Raw genomic sequence first — 24,956 nt, forward strand, 5'->3', positions numbered from 1 at the left:
GTGTGAGTGACAAGTTTTATTGGATGGATTGCACTAAGTGTTGCAGTTCGATATCAAATTCAGTTTGAAACCGCGATCGCTAATATCAAAATCGCGATCGTTCTAGGTTACGAAAGGACTTTTTGGATTGCGATCGACTTCACGATCGTCCTTTGCAGATCTTTCCACAAATTCGACTGGACTTATTGCATTTAGTGTGTTTGATCGTTTTAAAGTTTGTTTTCAAGAGCATCAGCGATTACTGATGCTTGATCCGGTTAAGCAAGAGGATGGGCAGAGATCGTAGTTTGTTTGATGATCGATGGGTATTGAAAGCAGTCTACATTTTGAAATAAATGGTTCGACTTTGAGACGGAACGATCGCACTTTGAGATGAAACGATCGTACTTTGAGATAGAAATTTTCATCTTTGAGATAGAACGAACACTTTGTGAAGCGGAGCTACCGCACTTCAGATTTGAAACTTTTATCTCCGAGACTGAACGATCGCACTTTGAGATGGAATGATCGCACTTCAACATATAAGTTTCAGTCTTTGAGATGGAATGATCGCACTTCAGATTTGAAACTTTTATCTTTGAGTCGAAACCTCGGGACTCAGAGAGCGATCGTTGGATGATTTCTATAGAATAACGAGATCGCATTAAGGAAAACTGGGGTTTGAAGGACGTTCGTTCTAAAAAATATTACGTTTGTAAGAAATCATGCACTGAATGGATGTAGTGATTTTCGTGCCTCTTGATGTTGCGGCTTATGCATAGAAAAATCGATCGCTTCCTATCTCGGTTTCGGTTCCATGTTCATCGTTCCGCCCCCCTCATTTGCCTCCTCGCCCTGCTCTTCTCGCTCTCCAGTTGGGTTGCAGTGGGAACTGCAACAGAGAAACCGAAAGAAAAACTCAAGGAATGGCACATTAATGGGATTCTGGCAGCTTTAGAGGATAGCTATCCTGGTGTGAAAGAGAAAGCTTTTGAAGCATTTAGTGGGCTTAATGCTGAGAATTTGAAACTGTTTCCTAAGCAGTCAGAAGAGATAAGGAAAAGAGCGATCGATATCTTCAAAAACGGAAAGGAAGACCCTGATGTTCGCGGCAACGCGGCTGAGGCATTGGGAAGTGCAGGCAAAACTAACGACACAGCAGTGCAAGTCCTTACTGATGTCCTCAAAAACAGCGAGGAACGCTTCTTGATTCGCAGCGCTGCGGCTGAGGCATTGGGAAATGCAGGTAAAACCAACGATACAGCGGTGCAAGTCCTTACCGATGTCTTCAAAAACAGAAAGGAAGACTCTGATGTTCGCGGTTGCGTGGCTGAGGCATTAGTCAATGCAGGCAAAGCTGATGACACGGTGGTGCAATTCCTCGTTGACATCCTCGGAAACAGCGAGGAAAACTTCTTAATTCGCAGTCGCGCGGCTGAGGCATTAGTCAATGCAGGCAAAGCTGATGACACGGTGGTGCAATTCCTCACTGACATCCTCAGAAACAGCGAGGCAAACTTCTTGATTCGTAGCAACGCGGCTAGAGGATTGGGGAATGTAGGAAAAACTAACAACACGGCGGTACAAGTCTTCACTGATTTCCTCAAAAACGGCAAGGAAGACATCTTGATTCGCATCAACGCGGTTGAGGGATTGGGGAATGCAGGCAAAACTAACAACACGGCGGTACAAGTCCTCACCGATATTCTCAAAAACGGCAAGGAAGACTCCCTGATTCGCCGCCCTGTAGCTAAGGCATTAATCAATGCAGGTAAAACAAATGATACGGTGGCGCAAGTCCTCACTGACATCCTCAAAAACAGCAAGGAGGACTCCAAGATTCGCATTGGCGCAGCTTCAGCATTGATTGATGCAGGGAAATCGGAAGAACTCGCAGTACAAGTCCTCACCGACATCTTCAAAAACAGCAAGGAGGACTCCAAGATTCGCATCGACGCAGTTTTGGCATTGGGAAATGCAGGCAAAACGAATAGTACGGTGGTGCAAGTCCTCACCGACATTCTCAAAAACAGCAAGGAAGACTCCGATCTTCGCATCGGCGCAGCTTGGGCATTGATTGATGCAGGGAAATCAGAAGAACTTGCAGAGCAAGTCCTCACCGACATTCTCAAAAACAGCAAGGAAGACTCCGATCTTCGCATCGGCGCAGTTTTGGGATTAAGAAAGCTTAGACCGTTAGCATTAAGCGAAATATTTGTTTTCATCGAGCAAACTCACGATCGACATTCCAGAGATTTTGACAAGGCACGTTTCGCTGCTTACTTCTATAGCGGAGACAGTAGTGTGACTAAGACATTACTGAAATGGATCGGTTCTCCCAAACGAGACAGCATTCCGACTAAACTCGACCATGATGAAGCCAAGAAAACCATGGAGGTCTTTGCAACAGCCTGGAAGCCGAGTGAAGGGTTCACAGAGTCTCGCGCTGAACTCGCCAGAGCGATCGCAACTGTCATCAGTCAAGGAAACTGGAATCTCAGAGACGCTTTGCTCCTCGAACAACACTACAAAAATCTCAAGGATGCCAACTTTACTGAAGCCAATACTGTCAAAACCGCGATCGACTCCCTCACCCTCTGGAAATACCTCAATCAAGCCAGAAACATCATTGCTGCTCATCTCCTCTTTTGGGCTGCGCTCATCTTCGCTTATCCCAAATACACATGGGTTCAAGCCATTTTCTTCTGGAATCCCTGGGTACGTAAAATCGGCGGAGTCGGCTACGTCGGCTTTCTCCTCGCTTGGGTTCCATTCCTCCGTCGCAAACTCTTTGAACCCTTCAAAGTCTCCTTACTTGCCGATGCCCGCCTCAGCAACTTCGATCCCAAAGCCTATTTTCCCGAATCGAACGTGAATCTCGTCGGCTCCCGTCACTCTGCTCCCCTCAACAAAGCGATTCCCAGAATTCAAGGACAAATCATTCTCGAAGGCAGTTCCGGCTTAGGCAAATCCCTCTTCTTGCGTCATTTAGCCCAACAGAGCGATCGAATCGTCGTCTTTCTCCCTGCCCGTAAATGTGAAAACGGCGTAATCGAAGCTATCCAAGCCAAACTGCACGGACAAGCCCAAGATGCAGAATTCCTCAAAAATCTGATTTATAGCGGCGCGATCGACATCTGCATCGACGGCTTAAACGAAGTCAGTGCCGACACCCGCGCCAAAATCAGCCAATTTGTCGAAAGCTACTTTAAAGGCAACATCATTTTGACCACCCAACCGATCGAATGGATCGCCCCCACCACCGCCAAAATCTACGAACTCCAACCGCTCGAAAACACTCAAATCGAAACCTTCTTACTTTCAAGACAAGCGATCGTCGCTCCCAACAATGAATCCGACTACATCAAATCCTGTCGCGAGTACCTCACCCAAGCACTCGACTCTCAGCAATTTTCTGAAGAACTTGCCGCAACGCAACGGATTCTTTCTAATCCGATGGACTTAACGATCGTGGCGCAGATGATTGCTTTAGGAAAAACGCCCGATCTGTTTGGATTACAGAAGCAGCAGTATGAGTTGATGGCGGAGGATTACCGCGATCGCTGGAACCAAGACTTCCCCCTAAAGAAATTTTCAGAAGCCCTTTACCAACTTCGGCTCAACGACGAGAAAGCTATTCCTGCCGATGAATTTCTCCATGAATTGCTCAGCATGGAAGACGAAAAATACAAGATGGTCATCAGTCGGCAATGGAAAGATCCTCAAGGTGAAGCCAAACAAGAATGGTCATGCCGCCACGACAAGATCATGGAATTCTTCATCGTGCAAACCTTCTTAGGCGATACTGAAACCGCCCAAAATCGTTTAATTGATCACATGGGAGATTCAAGATTTCGAGGCGTTTACTTCTTACTAGCCACCTTGCTTCCGCTAGAAGAAGCCGCAGATCTACGCGAAAAACTGATTCTTTATGCCGCACAAAGCAAAGACCATACCGTCAGCGACATCTTCGTGCAACTGTTTTATACCCGTGCCACTTTAACCGCCGCTGCCGCCACTTCAACCTAGCGAGTAATGCGATCAAGTACGATGAGAGAAACCTCTGCTTGCACCAAAGTTGGACTACCATATGGAACTCATCCTTCCCCTCAAGCTCGACCTCAATCAAGTTCATCTCACCGATGAGCAATTTTACCAACTCTGCATCACGAATCCTGAATGGAACATTGAGCGCAGTGCAAAAGGAGCCTTAATTGTCATGACCCCTGTCGGCGGAGAAAGCGGAAAACGCGAAGCAAATTACATCATTGATTTAGGCAATTGGAATCGCCGAACTGAACTCGGAGAGGTCTTTAGTTCTTCCACAATTTTCAAACTTCCAAAAGGAGGGAGCCGATCTCCTGATGCAGCGTGGGTCGAACGCTCTCGATGGCAAGCTCTCACACCCGAACAACGCAAAAAATTTCCCCCGATCGCGCCTGATTTTGTCATCGAACTGCGCTCTGCAACCGATAATCTGGCAGATTTACAAGAAAAGATGCAGGAATATCTAGACAGTGGCGTACGATTGGGCTGGTTACTCAATCCGCAAGATCAACAAGTTGAAATTTATCGGCAAGGACAGGAGAAAGAAGTGCGATCGCTGCCGATTCTACTCTCAGGTGAAACCGTTTTACCTGAATTTGAACTCCAAGTCGATCGATTCACAGACGAGTAAATTGAATTTACTCGCAGTCCACTGCGACATTGACGACGGGATCACTCAGAAACAAGCCCCCAACGATAGCACAAATCCCCCTTTGATACAAAACACTGCCACTCAAAACAAAAACGCTTCGACCCAAAGCGTGATCGCACCCACTTCAAGCCCGATCAGTCTCACTTCAAATCGAAACGTTCTCACTCAAAACGCGATCGCTTACTCTTCCGGTTTTACCTGGGGAAGACCCATGCTGTAGTTCAATACGCGGCTTTCTAGGTTGTAGGAGATTTCGCCTTTTTGAAGCAGCGATCGCACTAAATGCTCTAAATCTGACCCAATTCGGCGCAAATTGTAGTCGGTTAGCGATTCGCCGCTGTAAGATTCAACCAGTTCATCAAACTTGCTGTAGATCTTTTGCAGTGCATCTTGATTCCACAGCAGCTCATTGTCGGGATCAACGTCTAGTGTCAGAACCTTATCGCTCTCAACTAGCTCATTATTTTGCACTTCTGCCGTAAAAATATGAATGTGGCGAGTTGTGGATTTGAGTAACATAGGCTGACCTAAGATTCGTATAACCTGCTTTAAGCATTGTAAATGCACTTCCTGCGAAAAATCTTCATCGCCTCAAATCTGTCCATCGATCTTCCTCGCCCCTAAGAATTGATTTCTCATGTCGAAAGTCCTCAAACTCCTATTTATCCGCCACGCTCAATCGATCGGGAACATCGAAAAACGGATGCAAGGTCACGGCGATTACGAACTCTCTCCGCTGGGTCGGCAACAGTCAGAGAGCCTTGCCAAGACTCTTCGGACTGAATCGTGGCGACCTTCGCACGTTTATACCAGTCCGCTCAAACGGGCAGTGCAAACGACGGAAATTTTACTCTCCTATTTTCAAGTGCCGCATCTACCCGCAGCGGTGAGCGATTTGATCGATCCAGATAGCGAAACCCCAATCGAAGCAGACGAGCCGAGCCCAAAAACAATTCCAGTCGAACACGCAGAAGAATTAAAAGAATTTCAGAACGGAATTTTTCAAGGGTTAACTTGGGCAGAAGCACAGACTCGCTATCCAGATTTGTGTCGAAAACTGGAAAGTTCGCCGGATTGGATTCCGATTCCAGAAGCAGAAACGCTATACGATGCCCGCGATCGCGCGAAACGATTTCTCGATCGAATTATGCAGCGTCATCGCGATGGGGATCAACTTTGGATTGTTAGCCATAGCTGGATTTTGCAACACTTAATCGCTCAATTACTAGGAAGCGATAGATCTTGGCGATTACGGGCGCACAATACTGCCCTGTTTGAGTTTTGGATTGATCGATCGCGATGGGAACTGCAAAATCAGAATCGCTTCAATACAGACTTATGGCAAATTCGTCGGTTTAATGATTCGCGTCATTTACATTAGAAATACTGACGTAAGATATCGGTCAGAATTGCGTTTTTTAGACAAAAAAATGTCCTTTTTGAAAGTTATGCTTGCTCTAATTACCAAAACACGAGATATATTATCGTAGAGCCTTCCGAGTCAGGGTTATTCGTTTACTTACTAATAAATCCTCATGATTGTAAGTCCGGTCAACGATATCTACAGGCAAGCTCATCAAGGGAGCGTTGCAGCGATCATTCAAGTTCTGAATGATAAGCTTTCAGATTCAGGCGTCAGAACTCGTGCGATTTTCGCAAACGGGGTTTTGCAACTGCTCTGTGAAGCGGCGACTGCGGAACAGCTCGATCGAGCCGCCCTTACCGAGCGCATTCGCAAGATTCTCGAGTCGATTTCGCCGCGCAATGTGCGACGAGTCAATATCAACTGTCGAATTGTGCGCGAGCAGCAGTTGCTTTGGTTTGAGGAAATCAATCGCGATCCCGATGGGCAGTTGCTTTGGGCACAAGAGATTGCGCTGCGACGACCGAACCCAATTAAAGGGATGTTTCAAGATTTACGAGAGACGTTCAGTGAGCGCGATGATCTGCCCCGAACGCTTTCTCCCCAAGCTGTACGCGAGAAACGGCAATTCAATCGCGGGATTTTGGGTGGAGTGGTGTTGACGGCAGGCTTGATGTTGGCGGGACTCGGGGTTTATGCCATGACCGGCGGCAAGATTCTGCCGGGGCAGCCTCCACAAGCAGCAGATTCTCCTCAAGCAACCTGGAAAAGCAGTATTAAGCAAGATGGTGACTCCTTTGCAACCGCAGTCCGAGTTGCAGAACGAGCAGCCAAAGCGAGTAAAGATGCCAAAACCCCGGCTCAGTGGCAAGAAGTAGCGGATATGTGGGGAACGGCTTCACGGTTGATGTCTGAAGTTCCGAACAATCATGCTCGTGCGGATGTCGCTAAAAATCGAACTCAGGCTTACCGTAAAAACCAGGAAGTTGCTCTGCGGAACTTAAAATAATTTTGTGTTCGCAATTTATGTGAGGCTGTTGACAATTGCAACAATTGCATACAGTGCCATTTTTGATTGAGATGCTTTGCTCAAGCAATGTTGCGATCGCACTCAATCATTCTTGAGCCAGAGTCTTAATGTAATCTTCCAGGCTACTCTAAGTGCGATCGAGTTACCGTTGAAGGAACGATTGCTTCTGGCTGTTACAGAGTTAGCAGAGAATTTTTATGGCACAAAGTTTTGGTGTAATTGGTCTTGCCGTGATGGGCGAGAACCTCGCGCTCAACGTTGAGCGGAACGGATTCCCAGTTTCGGTCTATAATCGCAGTCGCGAAAAAACCGATGCCTTCATGGCACAGCGGGCAGGCGGCAAGAATGTTCAGGCGACTTATACGATCGAAGAATTTGTCGCTTCATTAGAACGTCCGCGCAAGATTTTGATCATGGTGAAAGCGGGTGCGCCTGTGGATGCGATGATCGAGCAGTTGAAACCGCTATTGGATGAAGGAGATATTCTCATTGATGGCGGTAATTCTTTATTTACCGATACAGCGCGGCGGGCACGCGAACTCGAAGCGGCTAAGTTTACGTTCATTGGCATGGGCGTGAGCGGCGGTGAAGAAGGCGCGTTAAATGGGCCAAGCTTGATGCCGGGGGGAACGAGAACGGCTTATGAATATCTAGAGCCGATTTTGACGAAGATTGCGGCTCAGGTGGATGATGGGGCTTGTGTGACTTACATCGGGCCAGGTGGCGCGGGTCACTACGTCAAAATGGTGCACAACGGCATTGAGTATGGCGATATGCAGTTGATTGCAGAAGCCTATGATTTGCTGAAAAATGTGGGCGGATTGACTCAGGACGAGTTGCATCAGGTGTTCATGGAGTGGAATGAGACTCCTGAGTTGAATTCGTATCTGATTGAAATTACCGCAGATATTTTCAAAGTCTTTGATCCGGATACTCAGAAGCCTTTGGTTGAGTTGATTCTCGATGCTGCGGGGCAGAAGGGAACGGGTCGCTGGACGGTGACGGATGCGTTGGAATTGGGGGTTGCGATTCCGACGATTATTGCTGCGGTGAATGCGCGGATTATGTCGTCTTATAAGACGGAGCGGATGGAGGCTTCGCAGCAGTTGAGCTATGAGAGTCCGAAGTTTGAGGGCGATCGCAAAACGTTTATTGATGCAGTGCGAGATGCGCTGTATTGCTCGAAGATTTGTTCTTACGCGCAAGGGATGGCGTTGCTGAATGTTGCGTCGCAAAACTATGGCTATGAGTTGAATTTGGCGGAATGTGCGCGGATTTGGAAGGGCGGCTGTATTATTCGGGCGGGCTTCCTGGGTAAGATTCAGCACGCATTTATCGAGAATCCGACGCTGCCGAATTTGCTGTTGGCTCCGGAGTTTAGGCAGACAATTCTCGATCGTCAATCAGCTTGGCGCGAGGTAATTATGGCGGCGGCGCGGCATGGAATTGCGGTTCCGGCGTTTAGTGCGTCGCTGGATTATTTCGATAGTTATCGTCGCGATCGCTTGCCACAAAATTTAACGCAGGCGCAACGCGATTATTTTGGGGCGCATACTTATCTGCGGACGGACAAAGAAGGTGTATTCCATACGGAATGGACGGCTTTGGCGCAGGAGTCGGCTTCGAGTTTTTCGACTCCGCAGAAGTTGGTTGCGGATCAGCCCCGTCCCAGTGCGGGTGATGTTGAGATAAAAGAAGTGCAGACTAATCGTTAGTCAGTTACACTGAGTCATCTAGCTTGGGAACGTCTGCAAAAAAGGGTCGATCGAGGTTTCTCGATCGACCCTTTGTTTAGATCATCGGAGTTCTTCAAATTCTTCTTCGGTAATTCCAAGCTGTTCAAGAATCTCGTGGAAGAGCCAACCGCCAATTTCGCTGTTTCCATGCACTGGAATGGTGGTTGCTCTGCCGTCTGGATGTCTCCAACGGGCATGGCTTCCTTTCTGCCTAGCCTTTTCAAATCCTAATTTCTTCGCAGCTTTAGCAAGTTCGCTGGCTCTAGCTGGCATGAGCAACAACCAATTTCACATCAGGGGGCAGCACTTTTCCTTCTTCTAGGTATTCTTCTTGAATCATGTCAAATACGCTGATAAGCTCGGCTCTTGCTTCTTCTGAGGTTTGTCCCCAGGCATGACAACCTGAAATTGCAGGAACATAAGCTACAAAAGTCCCGTTGTCTTCGGGGCGGATGACGATCGTATAGTCTTGCAAGGTTTTCATCATACGTTCGCGGTTCTTGCTGAAGTTTGGAAGGAGGTTGGGAGAGGTTCGTAGGGCAGGAATGTGAGAACTTGTTATAAGTGGAGATCGTATACGGGCTATTTAAGCAGGTGTAGATTGATCATACTGGCGAAATTTGCGATCGCGGTTTTGAAAAGAGCGATCGCTGATTTACTTTCTGCGTGGCGCTCTAATGTAAGGTGGAATTCTGCGAGATTGCTCACAGATTGGCAAAGCGGTTTAATCAAGCAATCGGCTCAGTTGTTTATAGACTTCATCATCGTTGCGTTTGCCGACTAAGATCACTTCGACGAGATCTGATTCTGGATCAAAGCGGTAAACAATTCTGTATTCACCGGAGTCTACTCGATAATAACCCTCGTAACCCTTGAGAGCTTTGCTATCCACAGGTAAGGGTTCGAGATTTAACATGAGAACTTTTTTGGAGATTTGAGCCGCGATTTTGGGCTGAAGTCCTTTGATAAATTCGAGAACGGATTCTAGACCATCCAGTTTTGCCATATTTGCTACTGGTCGCGATCGTCTAAGTTGGCAAGTTGCTGAAGTTCGGTGACAAATGTCTCGGTTCCGATCAGGGATGAGTTTTGGAGTGCAGTTTCAGCCTGTTTGCCGAGTGCGCGATCTTCTAGTTCGGTTAATCGATCGATGAGTTGTTGATAATTTTGAACGGATAGCACGACGTAACTGGGGCGGGATTGATTGACTAAAATGACTGGTTCGCTGGTTGCGGAGTCTAGGACATCTTGAGATCGCTCTCGCATTTCTTCGATCGAATATTGCTGCATGGTGGCAAATGATTCACGGCAGATGGGACTATTTTAGGCGATTTGTTGAGGATGGCGGCAAGGGGCAAGGGTTCTCAGAGTCTTCTAGACGATCGCTCTTTTCAAAACCGTGATCGCTGCTTTACTTTCTGGGAACAGTCCGGGAAGCGAGGCGACCGTTCTTTATTCTGAGGCGCTTTGCAGTTGTTGAAGAATCGATCGTGTCATCGGATGATCGGAGAGTTCGGAGGTTCGACCCTTTTGCAGCACTTGAACTAAGAAATTGATGAATCCTCGCCAAGTTTGTTGAGTGTAAGGATGCGCTTCTCCTAGTCGATTGTAGAAGATGGAGATCGCTTGTCGATACAATGGCTCTGCTTCTGCATAGCGTTCTAGTGCAGTGTAAAGTCCTGCAAGATTATATAAATCGATTGCAAAATCCGGGTGTTCTTGTCCTAATGCCCGCTCGTCAATTTGCAACGCTTGAATGTAAAGTGGTTCGGCTTCCTCATAGCGCCCTTGCGAATAGTACAGTAATGCCAAATTGTTCAAACTCTGAGCCACATCGGGATGCGATTCTCCCAAACGCGATCGTCTTAATTCCAAGGCTTGAATGTAAAGCGGTTCGGCTTCCTCATAGCGCCCTTGCAATCGATACGATTCTGCCAAATTGTTCAAACTCTGAGCCACATCGGGATGCGATTCTCCCAAACGCGATCGTCTTAATTCCAAAGCTTGAATGTAAAGCGGTTCGGCTTCCTCATACCGTCCTTGCAAATAGTACAATCCTGCCAAATTGCTCAAACTCGTTGCCACATTGGGATGTGATTCTCCCAAGAGTGATCGAGTTAATTCCAACGCTTGAGTCAAGAGGGGTTCGGCTTGCTCATAGCGCCCTTGCAACCGATACAATCCTGCCAAATTGTTCAAACTCTGAGCCACATCGGGATGCGACTCCCCTAATAGCGAGCGATATAATTCCAACGCTTGAGTGAAGAGGGGTTCGGCTTGCTCATAGCACCCTTGCGACTCGTACAATGCTGCCAGATTGTTCAAACTCTGAGCCACATCGGGATGCAATTCCCCGAGGAGCAATCGAGTTAATTCCAACGCTTGAGTGAAGAGGAGTTCGGCTTGCCCATAGCGTCCTTGCAACCGATACAATCCTGCCAAATTGTTCAAACTCTGAGCCACATCGGGATGCGATTCTCCCAAACGCGATCGTCTTAATTCCAAAGCTTGAATGTAGAGCGGTTCCGCAGACTCGTACCGTCCTTGTGACGCATAAAGTGCTGCCAAATTGTTCAGACTTGTCGCCACATGGGGATGTTGCTCTCCTAACAAAGATTGCGCAACCGTTAACCCTGCAGCAACCCAAGGCTCAGCATCGGCATAAAGTCCTTGCCCTTGATAAAACCAACTAATTCCAGTGAATACCCACGTCAGATCATCATCGTCTGGAATCCCGCATTCTTCGCGACTTTTCAACTTCATCAAGTCTTCTGCCACCGCTTGCAGATGTGGAATTGCTGGAGTAACCAAGCCAATGACCTCTAGCGTCGGAGCTTGAGGAATTTCTTTCGCAATTCCAATCATCACCATCGCCACCGCCGTTGTAACCCATCGCTGTTCCTCCTGCGTCATCCTACTTCTAAAAAACTCTCGCAAGAGCGGATGGATTTGATACTGGTTTTCTCCCGATCGCTGAAGCAAACTCAACTCAACTAACCTTCTCCGCCCTCGCCGCCACGCCTTTGGCTCCAGCAACAAACACGCCGTTTCCTCTCGACAAAATTCCACCGCTCGATCGACCAACTCCCACGCGATCGCTGCTTTCCCAAACGTCCCCAACAGCATCGCCAACTGTCGTTCTGCCGCGTTCAGCCTCTCCCAACTCAACTCAAAGACTGTTTCGATCTGACTAATGCCATCCTGCTTCAACCGCTCTGTTTTTAGCTCCGCAAGCAGTTCCGCGATCGACAAATCCGGCTCGACTTTCAGAAACTTCCCGACTAATTTGATCCCCAGTGGCAAATCTCCCACCCATTCACACAGTTCAGCAGCTTGTATTTGCTCTCGCTCAAACCGACGCTCATCTTTAACTGTTTCATATAGCAATCGATACGCCTGCAACGGCAGCAAAGTCTCGATCGACAACACCGAAACCGACTCGCTTTCAATCCGCGATCGCGTCGTCAGCAGCACCTTAAACCGTTCCTCAACAGGCGGTAAAAAACTCTCAATATCCGCATAATCCAGCACATTATCAAACACCACCAGACTCGACTCCGTTGGAAACTGCCGCCAACACCAAGCCACCAACTCACTCGAATCAGAAAACTCCGGCAACTGCAACCCCAAACACGATCGAGCAAACCCCAAAATCTGCGCCCCAATCTCCTGTTGAGCATTCACCCAACACACCGCCCCCAAATAAATCCCCGCATTGCGATACCGCATTGCATACTGCAACACCAATTCCGTCTTGCCAATCCCTCCCATCCCCGACACCGCAAAAATCGCCAACCGACTTTCATCTTGCACACGATCGTGAATCTCTCGCAGTTCCACATCCCGCCCCACAAATGTCTCCGTCTGCGATCGCGGTAAATTACTCGGTGTATGTTTTCCCCGTTCCCCACCGATGGGAACCTCAGACTTTTTTCCGCCCACAATCTCCCGCGCCCGTTGTGCCACCCGCAGCAACACCGCATCCTGCTCATGCTCCGGCAAACCGATCAGCGGCTTCTCCATCCCATTCGCCGCCTGAAAATCATTCAGCGATCGCACTTTTTCTTCACCCTGAGCATCCGAGTAATAAAACTCAGCCGATCCCAAATCAAACGGACTCAACAAAATCGGCAGTAATATCGTCTGTCCAGCATCAACCTGCTGAAAAATCTTCGGCATCTCTTTCTCGCAAATGTAATCCGACGCAAAAAACGAAGGACTCATTAACGCGATCGCCACCCTTGCCGAACTCAATGCCGTATGAATCTCGTCATCCCACTGCGTTCCTAGATCGATCTTCTGATCACACCAAATCCTTGCCTTTTTCTGACGTTGCAATGGCTTCAAATGATCGAGGAGTCGATCCAGCGATCGGCGTTTGAAGGCATCATCTTGATTGTCTTTGCGCGCATAGCAAATGAAAATCAACGGCGGAGAATCAAGCACAGTCGTCTCATTCTGCATAATCAAACATCCAACCGGGAGACCTCTCTTTTATACTCACAGAATGAAACAATTTCCGCAAAGCAAAGCCGAGCCAATCTCCTGACTCCACCAGTTCAGAAGTACGATAAAAGAACCCTCTTTCTTGCACCAATCTTTGGACTGCAATATGGAACTCACGTCTCCCCTCAAACTCGATTTCAACCATGTTCATCTCACCGACGAGCAGTTTTACCAACTCTGCCTCCACAATCCCGAATGGAACATCGAACAGAATGCAGAAGGAGTCTTAATCGTTATGTCACCCGTCGGCGGAGAAAGCGGTAAACGAGAAGCGGACTATATCATCGATCTCGGCATCTGGAATCGTCAAACCCGACTCGGAGAAATCTTTAGCTCCTCAACGATTTTCAAACTTCCAAAAGGCGGGAAACGCTCTCCCGATGCAGCCTGGGTCGAATCATCTCGATGGCAAGCCCTCACTCCAGACCAACGCAAAAAATTTCCCCCGATCGCGCCCGATTTTGTAATCGAATTACGCTCCGCCACTGATGATCTGAAGACGCTGCAAGAAAAAATGCAGGAATATCTAGAAAGTGGAGTCCGCCTCGGTTGGTTATTCAATCCGCAAGATCAACAAGTCGAAATCTATCGCCAAGGACAAGAGAAAGAAGTGCAACCACTCCCCACAACTCTCTCAGGCGAAGATGTTCTCCCAGGATTTGAATTAAACGTCGATCGCTTCACAGACGACTAACCCACCCCCAATCCCCCAAATCTGCAACAGTCGAATCACGATCGCCCCTCTCGCCTCATAACGGGCCACCTTTTCGATCGAGCAAATCGCGCTTAGAGTCCCCACTCCCCACTTCCCCACTCCCCACTGATCGCACCAGATCTCCGTAGAATCCGGGCATCGTGAATCAGAACTGCGCCGTCAAAAAAGTTCGTGAGTATAATTCCAAACACGTAGTACGACCGGAATCGAAGATTTTACTCGAAAAACCGATCGTGAAACCCACGATCGCGGCAAAAAATCGCCTACTGAAAATCGATCCCATTGTTCTGGTTTCCAGAAAGTCCACATATCCGCCCTTGCACTCAAAGCTATGCCTCAAAACATCAGCGGCGCACTCGTTGCAACTCAACCCTCGATTCAAGTCGATGCCTACGCCGATCGACTTATGGATGATTTGTTTGAGGATGTGGAAGATCTCCTCTCCGGCAGCGTTCCCCCACCTGAACCCATTCGGGCGCAACCGCAGAAATCACCCGAAATCGTCATGCCTCCCGCACTTTCCTCGATCGTGCCGCGTTCCACAGCATCTCTGCCCCGCTTACCTCAATGGAATTCGGCAGGTTCCATGCCCGAAATGGATGAACTGATCGCAGCAGAACCGATCAAGCCTCACAGCAATCGACTTCTAAAATTTCTGACGATCGCATTCGGCTTAACGGCAATCGCTGCCGCTTCAGCGTGGCTGATCCAACGAGGAACAATTCAGCGATGGTTCACAATCGCGACCCAAGAACCCTCTGCGATCGCAACTTCGACCACCATCAAGACACCCGCCAAAGATACAAACGCCCAATTTGCAAAATACATGCAGCGATCGCTCGAAGCTATCGATCGCAAAGCTGCAAATAAGCCGACAAATCTCACACCCCTTAAAAATAGTCTTCCTCCGGTTGCAGTTGCAGGAAATCCCACTGCATCCAAACTCAATTCGCCAGTCGTGATCAATGTTCCTTCTGTTTCCAGTCCGATGCCCGTTGGCACAGCCGTCAGTAAAAATCCGCAAGAACTCAACCAAGTTCTCTCTCGGCTTTCTTCTGCGCTAGAGCGTTTATCGATCAATCCAGCCAGTAATCCCTTAGCAACCAAACCAAACGCTCCAGTGGCTCCAGTCATCCTGCCGAGTCAAGCTCCAGCAGCAGAACCTCAGCGATTATTACGCGGCATCGCGATCGCGACTGACCCCACCCAATCTGCAATTTTATTTGAAATGAATGGTGTGACTCAGCGCTATTACATTGGTGAGAGCATTGGGTCGAGCGGATGGAGCGTCGTCGATATTGACAATAATTACGTCACGGTGCGACGGAATGGCGAGGTTCGATCGCTCTCGATCGGACAAAAACTTTAGAATAGGGCAGGGGAGAATTCTTCCTCTGTCCCTTTCTCTTGGAGCAGTTTATGGGTTTGTTCGACGATCTTGGGCGTTTTCTAGAAACTCGCATCGATGAGTTTTTGAAGAACAATCCGCAGCTTGAATTACAAGCACTCGAAGAGAAGCTGTATGAACAAGAACAGGAAACGCGCCGATTGTTAGCAGATTTGCGGTTGCGAGAAAAACAAGTCGAAGCAGAAATTTTGACGACAGCGCAAGAAATTCAGCGCTGGCATGTGCGAATTGAGAAAGCAAGAACAGCAGGACGCAAGGATTTAGCAGAACCAGCCGAGGCACATGAAGCTTCGCTCTTACGCGAAGGCAATCAAAAATGGGGACAAATGCAAGTTCTCAAAGAACGGATTCAGCAGACAGAAGAGTTACAGAAAAAGATTCAGATTCGGCGGCAGGAATTGCAGACTGAGATCAAACAGGTGAAAGCAACCCAAGCCGCTCAAGCTTCACAACGCTGGGCAGTCGATGGCTGGAATCAGAGTGCAACTAAGATCGATGACCCGTTAGAGCAGAAGTTTCAGCAGTGGGAAACGCAGGAAGAGTTGGAGGAGATGAAGCGGAAGATGGGGAGATAGGGAGAGGAATTCTGTTTGCAGTTGTAAATGCTAAATAAGAGTAGGGAGTAGGAAGCTACTAAAGGAACACCCCCACTCCCCACTCCCCACTTCATCGTAGAGTAGTGCTAATAGACTTTTTACTCTACCCGTATGACTTATTGCCTTGGGATTCTCACAAAAGAAGGACTCGTAATGGCGGCAGACTCTCGAACGAATGCGGGAGTCGATTACATTTCGACCTATCGGAAACTCTTTGACTTCTCGATCGACAACGATCGCACCATCTTGCTCTGCACATCTGGCAATTTGTCGATCACGCAGTCCGCTTTGACTTTAATGCAGCAAGACATCACCGCAAAAGCAGAAGTCAGCCTGCACACATTGCCGAGCATGTTTGAAATTGCGCGGTATATCGGCAACATGATTCGTCAAGTTCAGGAACAAAATCGCCCCTGGCTTGAGAAAGATGGCATTGATTACAACTGCACCGTGCTCCTCGGCGGACAGATTCGCGGTTCAGAGCCAGAACTCTTCATGATTTATAGTCAAGGCAATTTCATTCAAGCCTCGAAAGAAAAGCCCTTTTTGCAGATTGGCGAGGCGAAATATGGCAAACCGATTCTCGATCGTGTCTTGTCCTTTGAAACCTCGATCGAATCAGCTGCGAAATGTGCGCTGTTATCGATCGATTCGACCATGATTTCTAACATCTCAGTCGGCCCGCCCATCAACTTAGTCATGTATGAGGCGAATAGTTTCAAAGTTCGATATCGCCTGAGCTTAAACATTGATGCGCCTTACTTAACTCAGATTCGCCAACAATGGGGAAAATGTCTCAACGAAGCGTTTGAGCAGATGCCGAACATTGATTGGCAGCATTACTTGAACGGGGACACATAATTAGTGTTACTGTGAATTTCTGAAATTCTTTGGTTCTCTATGTCTCAACCTAAACTTACTAAGCGCGTTTCCACTGCTCTCGTCAATGCTCTGAGTGCAGGAGTTGTGCCACGTGTCGGTTTAGAACATATTGCAGTCGGACGAGAAAAAGAGATTGCAGCCATTCGGCAGGATTTTGAGCATGTGGCAAATGGCGGAGCCGCATTTCGATTTGTGATTGGACGATATGGAGCCGGGAAAAGCTTTACCCTGCAATTGATTCGCAATCTCGCAATGGAACAGGGATTTGTTGTTGCAGATGCAGATATCACGCCTGATCGACGGTTAGTTGGCAGTCAAGGCGCAGGCGTTGCAACTTACCGCGAATTGATGCGAAATTTGGCAACGAAAAGCCGACCTGAAGGCGGCGCGCTCACCCTCATTCTAGAACGCTGGATTGCAGCGATTCAGGCACAGGTAGCTCAGGACACAGGCATGAAGCCGAGTGACGAAGGCTTCGATCAACAGGTAGAAGCTCAGATTCGCTTAGTGACACAAGATGTTGCAGATTTAGTCAATGGATTTGATTTTGCAACGGTGATCATTGCCTACTGGACAGGCTATCGATCGAATGATGAAGCCAAAAAAGAATCAGCGATGCGATGGTTACGCGGTGAGTTTTCCACTAAGACCGAAGCAAAAGCAGCTTTGGGAGTCAGAGTCATTATTGATGATGATTCTTGGTATGACTATGTGAAGCTGATCGCTCGATTTGCAGCAGACATTGACTATAAAGGACTGATTATCATTTTGGATGAAGTCATCCACTTGTCGAAGATTTCAACCGCGATCGCGCGTCAAAATAACTATGACAAGCTTTTAGCAATGTTCAATGATGCGATGCAAGGGAAAGTTAGCCATCTGGGAACTTTGATCGGAGGAACCCCTCAATTTCTCGAAGATCCGAGACGCGGATTGTATAGCGATCCAGCTTGGCAACGTCGCACCGCTGAAAGTCGCGTGATTCAATCCGATGAAGCAGATACGAGTGCGCCTGTGATTCGATTAGAGGCATTAAGCGAACCAGAATTGCAGTTACTTTTGCAGCGAATCTCGATCGTATTTTTCAGCCATTACGAGATGCGAAAGCAACTCACTGCTTCTGAAATTTCAACCTTTATCAGTGCAGTCCGCGGCGGGAAAGTCGGAACCGAGACGCGCCTCACTCCCGGTGAAATTATTCGCGATTTCATGACTGCTTTGAACTTAATCCAGCAGAATCCGAAGCTAACCTTGAGCGAATTGATTCAAACACAGAAGTATCAGACTCCACCACAGCCAACCGAACAGGATGAGTTTGCTGAGTTCACGCTTTGAGATACGGGACATGCTCTATCAGGAACCGTCATAAGCTTTCAACTGCCCTAAGACAGAGGGCTTATGACGATTTCATTAGGACTGTAAAGCGAGGTCACATCAGGACGAAGTTGCCGATCGCCTATGGTATTGTCTGAGTGATTCTAGGAATAGAGAGATTCTTATGCAAACAACTTTCAGACGTATCCTCATTCTTTTCGTCGGTTTGCTAGTTCCATTATTTTTTGCCTGTCAGTCTAATAGCCAAGTCGATGCGGCTCCCTCAGCAGCACCACAGTTGAGTGCTTCCCCCGCAAAGCTTGATCCATTGCCTTACGATTATGCTGCCCTAGAGCCTTACATTGATGCTCAAACGATGCGACTTCACCACGATAAGCATCATGCAACTTATGTGAATAACATTAATGAGACTCTAAAGGCTTATCCAGACCTTCAGAAGCAGAGCGTTGATAGTTTAATTCAGAATCTCAACCAGGTTCCGGAGGCAATTCGGACGAAGATTCGCAACAACGGCGGCGGACATGTCAATCACACGATGTTCTGGCAGATTATGGCTCCAAAAGCTGGAGGCACGCCGACTGGAGCTGTCGCAAAAGCAATTGATCAGACCTTCGGCAGTTTTGATGCATTTAAGCAGCAGTTTAATAAAGCTGGAGCCGATCGCTTTGGCAGTGGATGGGCGTGGCTCGTCAGCGATCGCCAAGGAAAACTCAGCATCACTTCAACCGCAAATCAAGATAATCCCCTGATGAGCAATCCCAATGCCTATCCGATTTTAGGCAATGATGTTTGGGAACACGCTTACTACCTGAAGTATCAGAATCGTCGAGCAGAATATCTGACAAATTGGTGGAATGTCGTGAACTGGCAAGCAGTCAATCAACGCTACGCGCAAGCGCAGAGAAAGTAATCATCGGTTTAAGCATCCGGCGGGAAAGCCAAGCAATATTGCTGAACCAGCCGGATGAGCTCCAAAGGATCAACGGGCTTAGTCAGGTAGTCATTAAATCCGGATCTGAGCGCAGCCTGGCGGTCTTCTTCACGCGCATAAGCAGTCAGCGCGATCGCAGGAAGCGTTTCACCTTTGGGGAGTTCGCGCACCCGCCCGATTAGCTCAAAGCCGTCCATTTCAGGCATCGCAACGTCACTGACTAATAGCTTTGGAAGTTCTCTTTCAAGTAGGGATAATGCTTCCTTCGCGTTGGGCGCAACGGTAACGATCGCACCTTCATCTTCAAGCATGAATCGAAGCAAATCCCTGGTATCGGGATCATCATCGACGACTAAAATATCCATCTGCGCCAGGGTTTGCATGTATGGTCAACCTACGGAAAATGGGCTTCAGAGGGACTCCCGATCTGAAGACAATCTCTAACCTATGCCTTACGATAGTTCATCGCTTCTATCTCTAGACTGAAAACAAGTTAGCTCTCTCCCAAGCTAGAGCCTCTGTCTAAATAATTTTTCTAAACTTGATTTTATCTACTCTCCTCTCTATATAAACATTTGATTATCGATATTTGATCAGTAGTCAAAAGCCTTCCCTGAGTCAAATTTGACTCAGGGTTTTGTTTGTTTACGCAAGAAATCGTCTAGGGTTGCTCGATCGCTCAGTGAGGATTGCGCGCCAGATTTTGTCGTTGACAAGGCTCCCGATGCCGCTCCCCATCGCACTGCTTCCCGCATTGGATGCCCCTCAGCTAATGCGACTGCTAACCCCGCATTAAATGCATCTCCAGCCGCAACCGTGTCAATTGCTACAACCGGAAAAACTGGCATAAAGAAGCGATCGTCTTCGGTTGCACAATAGACACCTTGAGCGCCCATTTTGATAATCACGGTCTTCGTTCCTCGCTGTTGCAGAATTTCGGCGGCTCGTTCGGCATCCGCTTGAGTCTGAATCGGAAATCCGACAAGCTGTTCTGTTTCAGTGGCATTCGGGGTAATAATGTCGATCGCACCGTACAATTCATCTGGAAAAACGGCAGGAGCAGGAGCAGGATCAAGAATGACAGTTGCCCCAATTGCTTTAGCAGAACGTGCCGCAGTTTGAACGATCTCGAACGGAATTTCAAGCTGGAGTAATAAAATCGACGAATCCGTCAGCATTAAGCGATCGAGGTCAGATTGATCGACATTTCCATTTGCACCAGCAATCACGATGATATGATTTTCGCTTTGGTCGTTTACGGCAATCATGGCAACTCCGGAGGAGGTTGAACGATCGATGAAAATGCGATCGCTTTGCACTCCAGCCGCTTTTAAACTCGCTAACAATTCTTGTCCAAACGCATCATCACCAACTCGCCCAACCATCTGACTGGAGCCACCCAGTTTTGCAACTGCAACCGCTTGATTTGCGCCTTTCCCACCCGGAACAGTTGAGAATGAATACCCAGTTAGGGTTTCTCCAGGCTTGGGTAATTTTGGAACTCGGGCGACGAGATCCATGTTGATACTACCGAAGGTGAAAATAGGTCGAGACATAATTACGCCTGCTGAATTCTGAAGCGTTCTAAAAAGTCACTTTATGCAACTGAAATAGCTCTCCGGGGAGCGTTTTGACAATCTTGCCTCCTTCGGACTGGATCAGCTTCTTCCAATCCGCGAGCGATTCCAAAAAGACCTCTGTACCCAGATAAGTCTCCAAAATTGCCCAACTCTCAGCCAAAGCGGCATCCGGATCGAGCACATCAAACACAAACACTCCGCCCGGTTTGAGCACTCGTTTCACTTCCGTCACAACCGACTGCCAGTAATCCACATCTGAATAGCAACTGACCCCAGTCGAAACCACCAGATCAAACTGAGCCGCATCATACTCTAACTGATGCGCCGCCCCAAGTTTCACGCCTCGAAACAGCTTTGAGTTTAACTGGGGGGCACGAGTATTCATCGCGTCACAGGCGACCTTACTCACGTCTTGTCCCGCGTAGTAAGCATTCCAGTCGCGCCAGTTATAGACAAAAAAACCAACGCCACAGCCGATATCTAAGCAGCGTTGATTTTTTTGCGGCTGAGCAAGTTGCCAAAATGGAGAAGTCACTTTTGCTTGTAGCGTTCCCGCGACTCGATCGCGAAAAATTGGCATCGCTTCAACTTCGGCAGGTAGATCAAATGCCTCTCCTCGATACTCGCGATTAAAGCGTTCGGCGATCGCGACAATTCGTGGACTCCAATCCTGTACGCTCAATGTTTTTAACCTTTCAATGCACGGGTGAAATTTTGACGATAAGACCGATTAAACACTAAGGCGGGCCACAGCAGTGCTAAATAAATTTTGCCTTGGCTAAAGTTGGTGCGGCGAAATCCCTTCCAAAAGCGATAGACACCGACGACATAAACCGCTAAGGCGACAAATAGGAATAGCTTTACCATACCGGAATCCTTCAAAATTTGTGATGTCAAGATTCTAGCAAGTGGAGTGGGGAGTGGGGAGACAGGTTTCTAGTCCCTACTCCCCACCTTCTTCCAATTGCTAATAATTGTGAGGGAGGTTGCCCGAAAAAAGCTAGCACTGTCAAATTAGGTAAAGATGCGATCGATTACTTTAAGGAGATTCTATGCGAGCGGTGCTAATGGCAGGCGGATCGGGAACTCGACTCAGACCGCTCACCTGTGATCTGCCAAAACCGATGGTTCCAATTTTGAATCGTCCGATCGCTGAGCACATTATTGACTTGCTAAAGCGACATCAGATCCGAGAAATAATCGCGACACTCCACTATCTGCCAGATGTGATGCGCGATTATTTCCAGGATGGCAGCGAGTTTGGCGTGCAGATGACCTATGCAGTCGAAGAAGATCAACCCCTTGGAACAGCAGGCTGTGTCAAAAATATTGCAGAGTTACTGGATGATACTTTTTTAGTGATTAGCGGCGATAGTATTACCGATTTTGATCTCACTGCTGCGATCGAATTTCATTACCGGAAAGGATCAAAAGCAACGTTGATTTTGACTCGGGTGCCCAATCCGATCGAATTTGGCGTGGTAATCACCGATGAAAATGCGAGTATTAAACGCTTCCTCGAAAAGCCGTCGAGTAGTGAAATCTTCTCAGATACCGTCAATACGGGGATTTACATTCTTGAACCAGAAGTTCTGCAATATCTACCAGAAAATGAAGAGGCGGATTTTTCAAAGGATCTGTTTCCACTGTTGCTCGACAAGGGCGAACCGATGTATGGCTACGTCGCAGACGGGTACTGGTGCGATGTCGGGCATTTAGACGCGTATCGGGAAGCGCAATATGCTGGACTTTCCCGCCGAGTGAAATTAGAGTTCGCCTATGTTGAGCGATCGCCCGGACTATGGGTTGGAGAGAATACTTATCTTGATCCCACTGCCAAAATTGAAACTCCCGTGATTATTGGCAACAACTGCCGCATCGGGTCGCGTGTCACCATCGAAGCCGGAACCGCGATCGGGGATAACGTGACGATTGGGAATGAAGCAGATTTGAAGCGCCCGATCATTTGGAATGGTGCAATGATTGGCGATGAGGTGCATCTCAGGGCTTGTGTGATTGCACGCGGGGCGAGAATTGATCGACGATCTCATGTTTTAGAAGGGGCAGTGGTGGGACCGCTCTCATCGGTGGGAGAAGAAGCGCTGATTAGTCCCAATGTCCGGGTGTGGCCGAGTAAGAGCGTTGAAGCTGGGGCGACGCTGAATACGAATTTGATTTGGGGATATACCGCACATCGGAATCTATTCGGACAGCGAGGCGTTTCGGGCTTAGCAAATGTCGATGTGATTCCAGAATTTGCCGTGAAGTTAGGAGCGGCATACGGTTCGACTTTGAAACCGGGATCACAAGTCACCGTTTCGCGGGATCAAAGAACCATTTCGCGAATGGTATCTCGATCGATGATTGCCGGATTAATGTCCGTCGGGATCAATATCCAAAATCTTGAAGCTACAGCAATCCCAGTTGCGCGATCAGTAGTTCCAACCTTAGGCGTGGCGGGAGGATTGCATATTCGGATTCATCCTGATAAGTCAGATCATATTGTGATTGAGTTCTTCGATCGCAACGGGATCAACGTCTCGAAAGCGATCGAGAAAAAGATCGAAGGAGCATTTTTCAAAGAAGATTTTCGTCGTGCTCCGATTCATGAAATTGGCGGCGTTGTGAATGTGCATCAAGCGCTCGATATCTATAGCCGAGGATTTGAGCGACATCTGAATATTCAAGCCATCCAGACCAGCAGTTCAAAAGTGATTATCGATTATGCCTATGCGGTTTCGGGTGCCGTCTTACCACAATTATTGGCAAAATTTGGCTGTGATGCGGTGGTCTTAAATGCAAGTCTGACGCAAACTGCGCCATCTTTGAACGATCGAGAAACGCTGCTCAATCAATTAGGTCACGTTGTCGAAGCGTTAAAAGCAACCTTTGGGGTACAAGTTTCAGCCAAAGGTGAGCAATTCATCTTAGTCGATGAAACGGGCAGTCCCATCCGAGGAGAAACGCTTACGGCTTTGATGGTCGATATGATTTTGACCGCCCATCCCCGTGGAACAGTGGTTGTTCCGGTTCATGCATCGAGTGCGATCGAGCAAATTGCCCGTCGTCACGATGGCAAAGTAGTTCGCACTAAAGCGAACCCGACTGCGTTAATGGAAGCGTGTCATGCCCATTCCAGCACGGTCTTAGGCGGAAGTGGCGAGATGGGCTTTATCTTCCCGCAACTACATCCTGGCTTTGATGCAATGTTCTGCATTGCGAAACTGATCGAGATGTTAACGTTGCAGGATCGCACGTTGGCACAGATTCGATCAGAATGTCCGCGAGTGTCCCATAAAACCTATTCGGTACGCTGTCCCTGGACAGTCAAAGGCGCATTAATGCGGCATTTAGTCGAAAGCCATCCCGCAGAAATGTTGGAGACGTTCGACGGGGTAAAGATTTTCAACCCAGAACGCAGTGATAGCTGGGTGCTAATTTTACCGGATGCAACAGAGCCATTAATTCACGTCTATGCCAATAGCCCAAATCGCGGTTGGGTCGATGAAACACTGCGAGAATATCGCTTACGAGTTCAGGAATTTGTCTATCAAGAACAAGGGATTGAGGAGGCAAGGGTAGAGCATGTGTACTAAAATGTAGAGAGTAGGAAAGTAGGGGGTAGGGAGAGAAAACGAAACACATCTCCCTACTCCCCACTCCCCACCTCCCAAAATCGATTCGTAACAACCCATCGATCGACTGTAGAATAACGTTCACTCACTTTCTCACAGGTCTATGAACAGCATCATTCTGTTGGCGGACATTGTTCAAGAACCGCAACTGCGATACACCTCAGATAATCAAACCGCGATCGCTGAGATGCGTATCGAATTTTCTGGCTTGCGTCCTGAAGATCCGCCCACCAAATTGAAAGCGGTCGGTTGGGGCAATTTGGCACAGGAAATTCAGGCAAATTATCACGAAGGCGATCGCGTGATTCTTGAAGGTCGGTTGACCATGAATACCGTTGATCGTCCTGAAGGATTTAAAGAAAAGCAGGCTGAATTAACGATTCAGAAAATTTATGCATTGAATGGAGCTTCGCTATCGAGTTCTGTGACAGCGGCAGCGCCAGTTGCAACGCCGAGCGCACCTGCTCCCGTGGCAAGCGCGGCTCCGAAACGTGCGGCAAAAGCTCCAGCGGCTCCAGCATTAGAATCACAGCCTGAATTAGACGACATTCCGTTCTAAGA

The 24,956-nt window shown here is 48.0% G+C and carries 25 protein-coding genes; 14 read left to right on the forward strand and 11 right to left on the reverse strand.

Annotated elements, in window-relative coordinates:
* Positions 1-6 precede the first annotated feature (6 nt).
* The 3 genes from LEPBO_RS0104220 to LEPBO_RS0104235 all read left to right on the forward strand — a co-directional run bounded on the left by LEPBO_RS0104220 (position 7) and on the right by LEPBO_RS0104235 (position 4,657).
* Entirely contained in the window at positions 7-195 is a 189-nt protein-coding gene (locus tag LEPBO_RS0104220) for a hypothetical protein (protein ID WP_017286288.1), read from the forward strand.
* A 558-nt stretch (positions 196-753) separates the two neighbouring features.
* Positions 754-4,008, forward strand: a complete 3,255-nt coding sequence (locus tag LEPBO_RS36120) for a HEAT repeat domain-containing protein (RefSeq protein WP_071596204.1) — start codon at positions 754-756, stop codon at positions 4,006-4,008.
* Between the two features lie 61 nt (positions 4,009-4,069).
* Complete coding sequence (locus tag LEPBO_RS0104235; RefSeq protein WP_017286291.1) at positions 4,070-4,657, forward strand: Uma2 family endonuclease; 588 nt, start codon at positions 4,070-4,072, stop codon at positions 4,655-4,657.
* A gap of 201 nt (positions 4,658-4,858) precedes the next feature.
* On the opposite strand, the gene ndhM is transcribed toward LEPBO_RS0104235, so the two are convergent.
* A complete protein-coding gene (gene ndhM, locus LEPBO_RS0104245; RefSeq protein ID WP_017286292.1) occupies positions 4,859-5,197 on the reverse strand; it encodes an NAD(P)H-quinone oxidoreductase subunit M in 339 nt (112 codons plus the stop codon).
* A 118-nt stretch (positions 5,198-5,315) separates the two neighbouring features.
* Between ndhM and LEPBO_RS0104250 the strand changes: the two genes are divergently transcribed.
* The 3 genes from LEPBO_RS0104250 to gndA all read left to right on the forward strand — a co-directional run bounded on the left by LEPBO_RS0104250 (position 5,316) and on the right by gndA (position 8,786).
* Positions 5,316-6,059, forward strand: coding sequence for a histidine phosphatase family protein (locus LEPBO_RS0104250; protein ID WP_017286293.1), 744 nt, complete (start codon positions 5,316-5,318; stop codon positions 6,057-6,059).
* A 154-nt stretch (positions 6,060-6,213) separates the two neighbouring features.
* Positions 6,214-7,050, forward strand: coding sequence for a hypothetical protein (locus LEPBO_RS0104255; RefSeq protein WP_017286294.1), 837 nt, complete (start codon positions 6,214-6,216; stop codon positions 7,048-7,050).
* 218 nt (positions 7,051-7,268) lie between these two features.
* Positions 7,269-8,786, forward strand: coding sequence for an NADP-dependent phosphogluconate dehydrogenase (gndA, locus tag LEPBO_RS0104260; protein WP_017286295.1), 1,518 nt, complete (start codon positions 7,269-7,271; stop codon positions 8,784-8,786).
* An 81-nt stretch (positions 8,787-8,867) separates the two neighbouring features.
* Here gndA and LEPBO_RS0104265 read toward each other — a convergent pair whose 3' ends face one another.
* The 5 genes from LEPBO_RS0104265 to LEPBO_RS36125 all read right to left on the reverse strand — a co-directional run bounded on the left by LEPBO_RS0104265 (position 8,868) and on the right by LEPBO_RS36125 (position 13,271).
* The gene (locus LEPBO_RS0104265) at positions 8,868-9,080 is read right to left on the reverse strand and encodes a type II toxin-antitoxin system HicA family toxin (RefSeq protein ID WP_017286296.1); all 213 of its coding nucleotides are present in this window, start codon (positions 9,078-9,080) and stop codon (positions 8,868-8,870) included.
* Positions 9,070-9,294 carry a type II toxin-antitoxin system HicB family antitoxin gene (locus LEPBO_RS0104270; RefSeq protein WP_239741289.1) on the reverse strand — a complete coding sequence of 75 codons (225 nt, stop codon included), beginning with the start codon at positions 9,292-9,294 and terminating at the stop codon, positions 9,070-9,072. Before LEPBO_RS0104270 ends, LEPBO_RS0104265 begins: the two co-directional genes overlap by 11 nt.
* Positions 9,295-9,531: 237 nt before the next feature.
* A complete protein-coding gene (locus LEPBO_RS0104275) occupies positions 9,532-9,813 on the reverse strand; it encodes a type II toxin-antitoxin system RelE family toxin (protein ID WP_017286298.1) in 282 nt (93 codons plus the stop codon).
* Positions 9,814-9,818: 5 nt separating this feature from the next.
* A complete protein-coding gene (locus LEPBO_RS0104280; RefSeq protein WP_017286299.1) occupies positions 9,819-10,097 on the reverse strand; it encodes a type II toxin-antitoxin system prevent-host-death family antitoxin in 279 nt (92 codons plus the stop codon).
* 162 nt (positions 10,098-10,259) lie between these two features.
* Positions 10,260-13,271, reverse strand: a complete 3,012-nt coding sequence (locus LEPBO_RS36125; protein WP_017286300.1) for a tetratricopeptide repeat protein — start codon at positions 13,269-13,271, stop codon at positions 10,260-10,262.
* 148 nt (positions 13,272-13,419) lie between these two features.
* Between LEPBO_RS36125 and LEPBO_RS0104290 the strand changes: the two genes are divergently transcribed.
* Positions 13,420-14,007, forward strand: a complete 588-nt coding sequence (locus tag LEPBO_RS0104290) for a Uma2 family endonuclease (RefSeq protein ID WP_017286301.1) — start codon at positions 13,420-13,422, stop codon at positions 14,005-14,007.
* Here the strand turns inward: LEPBO_RS0104290 and LEPBO_RS44315 are convergent.
* Positions 13,978-14,112: a hypothetical protein gene (locus tag LEPBO_RS44315; protein WP_263970822.1), complete on the reverse strand. Its 135-nt coding sequence runs from the start codon at positions 14,110-14,112 to the stop codon at positions 13,978-13,980. The two genes, LEPBO_RS0104290 and LEPBO_RS44315, sit on opposite strands and share 30 nt — an antisense overlap.
* Positions 14,113-14,359: 247 nt before the next feature.
* On the opposite strand from LEPBO_RS44315, the gene LEPBO_RS0104300 reads away from it, so the two are divergent.
* From LEPBO_RS0104300 to LEPBO_RS0104320, 5 genes are all read left to right on the forward strand, one after another.
* Positions 14,360-15,397, forward strand: coding sequence for a type II secretion system protein N (locus LEPBO_RS0104300; RefSeq protein ID WP_017286302.1), 1,038 nt, complete (start codon positions 14,360-14,362; stop codon positions 15,395-15,397).
* Between the two features lie 50 nt (positions 15,398-15,447).
* The gene (locus tag LEPBO_RS0104305; protein WP_017286303.1) at positions 15,448-16,011 is read left to right on the forward strand and encodes a TIGR04376 family protein; all 564 of its coding nucleotides are present in this window, start codon (positions 15,448-15,450) and stop codon (positions 16,009-16,011) included.
* A 132-nt stretch (positions 16,012-16,143) separates the two neighbouring features.
* Positions 16,144-16,893, forward strand: a complete 750-nt coding sequence (locus tag LEPBO_RS0104310) for a proteasome-type protease (protein WP_026148415.1) — start codon at positions 16,144-16,146, stop codon at positions 16,891-16,893.
* 39 nt (positions 16,894-16,932) lie between these two features.
* A complete protein-coding gene (locus LEPBO_RS0104315) occupies positions 16,933-18,249 on the forward strand; it encodes an ATP-binding protein (RefSeq protein WP_017286305.1) in 1,317 nt (438 codons plus the stop codon).
* Positions 18,250-18,412: 163 nt separating this feature from the next.
* Complete coding sequence (locus LEPBO_RS0104320; protein ID WP_017286306.1) at positions 18,413-19,159, forward strand: superoxide dismutase; 747 nt, start codon at positions 18,413-18,415, stop codon at positions 19,157-19,159.
* 8 nt (positions 19,160-19,167) lie between these two features.
* On the opposite strand, the gene LEPBO_RS0104325 is transcribed toward LEPBO_RS0104320, so the two are convergent.
* From LEPBO_RS0104325 to LEPBO_RS0104340, 4 genes are all read right to left on the reverse strand, one after another.
* Positions 19,168-19,563, reverse strand: a complete 396-nt coding sequence (locus LEPBO_RS0104325; RefSeq protein WP_017286307.1) for a response regulator — start codon at positions 19,561-19,563, stop codon at positions 19,168-19,170.
* Between the two features lie 246 nt (positions 19,564-19,809).
* Positions 19,810-20,736, reverse strand: a complete 927-nt coding sequence (rbsK, locus tag LEPBO_RS0104330) for a ribokinase (RefSeq protein WP_036044376.1) — start codon at positions 20,734-20,736, stop codon at positions 19,810-19,812.
* Positions 20,737-20,764: 28 nt separating this feature from the next.
* Entirely contained in the window at positions 20,765-21,442 is a 678-nt protein-coding gene (locus tag LEPBO_RS0104335; RefSeq protein ID WP_017286309.1) for a class I SAM-dependent methyltransferase, read from the reverse strand.
* Positions 21,443-21,447: 5 nt separating this feature from the next.
* Positions 21,448-21,627: a hypothetical protein gene (locus LEPBO_RS0104340; RefSeq protein WP_017286310.1), complete on the reverse strand. Its 180-nt coding sequence runs from the start codon at positions 21,625-21,627 to the stop codon at positions 21,448-21,450.
* A gap of 185 nt (positions 21,628-21,812) precedes the next feature.
* Between LEPBO_RS0104340 and LEPBO_RS0104345 the strand changes: the two genes are divergently transcribed.
* Together LEPBO_RS0104345 and LEPBO_RS0104350 are read left to right on the forward strand one after the other, a co-directional pair.
* Complete coding sequence (locus tag LEPBO_RS0104345; protein ID WP_017286311.1) at positions 21,813-24,356, forward strand: mannose-1-phosphate guanyltransferase; 2,544 nt, start codon at positions 21,813-21,815, stop codon at positions 24,354-24,356.
* A gap of 142 nt (positions 24,357-24,498) precedes the next feature.
* Positions 24,499-24,954 (forward strand): single-stranded DNA-binding protein, encoded by a 456-nt coding sequence (locus LEPBO_RS0104350; RefSeq protein WP_017286312.1) that lies wholly within the window; start codon positions 24,499-24,501, stop codon positions 24,952-24,954.
* Positions 24,955-24,956: the final 2 nt, after the last annotated feature.

The organism is Leptolyngbya boryana PCC 6306 (assembly GCF_000353285.1).
Lineage (GTDB): Bacteria > Cyanobacteriota > Cyanobacteriia > Leptolyngbyales > Leptolyngbyaceae > Leptolyngbya > Leptolyngbya boryana.

What these genes read in the sequence shown, in the direction of transcription:
- LEPBO_RS0104290 (WP_017286301.1), top strand. Translation starts at nt 13,420, where the DNA reads ATGGAACTCACGTCTCCCCTCAAACTCGATTTCAACCATGTTCATCTC.
- LEPBO_RS0104235 (WP_017286291.1), top strand. Translation starts at nt 4,070, where the DNA reads ATGGAACTCATCCTTCCCCTCAAGCTCGACCTCAATCAAGTTCATCTC.
- LEPBO_RS0104255 (WP_017286294.1), top strand. Translation starts at nt 6,214, where the DNA reads ATGATTGTAAGTCCGGTCAACGATATCTACAGGCAAGCTCATCAAGGG.
- LEPBO_RS0104300 (WP_017286302.1), top strand. Translation starts at nt 14,360, where the DNA reads ATGCCTCAAAACATCAGCGGCGCACTCGTTGCAACTCAACCCTCGATT.
- LEPBO_RS36125 (WP_017286300.1), bottom strand. Translation starts at nt 13,271, where the DNA reads ATGCAGAATGAGACGACTGTGCTTGATTCTCCGCCGTTGATTTTCATT.
- ndhM (WP_017286292.1), bottom strand. Translation starts at nt 5,197, where the DNA reads ATGTTACTCAAATCCACAACTCGCCACATTCATATTTTTACGGCAGAA.
- LEPBO_RS0104315 (WP_017286305.1), top strand. Translation starts at nt 16,933, where the DNA reads ATGTCTCAACCTAAACTTACTAAGCGCGTTTCCACTGCTCTCGTCAAT.
- LEPBO_RS0104345 (WP_017286311.1), top strand. Translation starts at nt 21,813, where the DNA reads ATGCGAGCGGTGCTAATGGCAGGCGGATCGGGAACTCGACTCAGACCG.
- LEPBO_RS0104270 (WP_239741289.1), bottom strand. Translation starts at nt 9,294, where the DNA reads ATGATGAAAACCTTGCAAGACTATACGATCGTCATCCGCCCCGAAGAC.
- LEPBO_RS0104265 (WP_017286296.1), bottom strand. Translation starts at nt 9,080, where the DNA reads ATGCCAGCTAGAGCCAGCGAACTTGCTAAAGCTGCGAAGAAATTAGGA.
- gndA (WP_017286295.1), top strand. Translation starts at nt 7,269, where the DNA reads ATGGCACAAAGTTTTGGTGTAATTGGTCTTGCCGTGATGGGCGAGAAC.
- LEPBO_RS0104320 (WP_017286306.1), top strand. Translation starts at nt 18,413, where the DNA reads ATGCAAACAACTTTCAGACGTATCCTCATTCTTTTCGTCGGTTTGCTA.
- LEPBO_RS36120 (WP_071596204.1), top strand. Translation starts at nt 754, where the DNA reads ATGCATAGAAAAATCGATCGCTTCCTATCTCGGTTTCGGTTCCATGTT.
- rbsK (WP_036044376.1), bottom strand. Translation starts at nt 20,736, where the DNA reads ATGTCTCGACCTATTTTCACCTTCGGTAGTATCAACATGGATCTCGTC.
- LEPBO_RS0104325 (WP_017286307.1), bottom strand. Translation starts at nt 19,563, where the DNA reads ATGCAAACCCTGGCGCAGATGGATATTTTAGTCGTCGATGATGATCCC.
- LEPBO_RS0104250 (WP_017286293.1), top strand. Translation starts at nt 5,316, where the DNA reads ATGTCGAAAGTCCTCAAACTCCTATTTATCCGCCACGCTCAATCGATC.
- LEPBO_RS0104340 (WP_017286310.1), bottom strand. Translation starts at nt 21,627, where the DNA reads ATGGTAAAGCTATTCCTATTTGTCGCCTTAGCGGTTTATGTCGTCGGT.
- LEPBO_RS0104310 (WP_026148415.1), top strand. Translation starts at nt 16,144, where the DNA reads ATGACTTATTGCCTTGGGATTCTCACAAAAGAAGGACTCGTAATGGCG.
- LEPBO_RS0104280 (WP_017286299.1), bottom strand. Translation starts at nt 10,097, where the DNA reads ATGCAGCAATATTCGATCGAAGAAATGCGAGAGCGATCTCAAGATGTC.
- LEPBO_RS0104350 (WP_017286312.1), top strand. Translation starts at nt 24,499, where the DNA reads ATGAACAGCATCATTCTGTTGGCGGACATTGTTCAAGAACCGCAACTG.
- LEPBO_RS0104305 (WP_017286303.1), top strand. Translation starts at nt 15,448, where the DNA reads ATGGGTTTGTTCGACGATCTTGGGCGTTTTCTAGAAACTCGCATCGAT.
- LEPBO_RS0104275 (WP_017286298.1), bottom strand. Translation starts at nt 9,813, where the DNA reads ATGGCAAAACTGGATGGTCTAGAATCCGTTCTCGAATTTATCAAAGGA.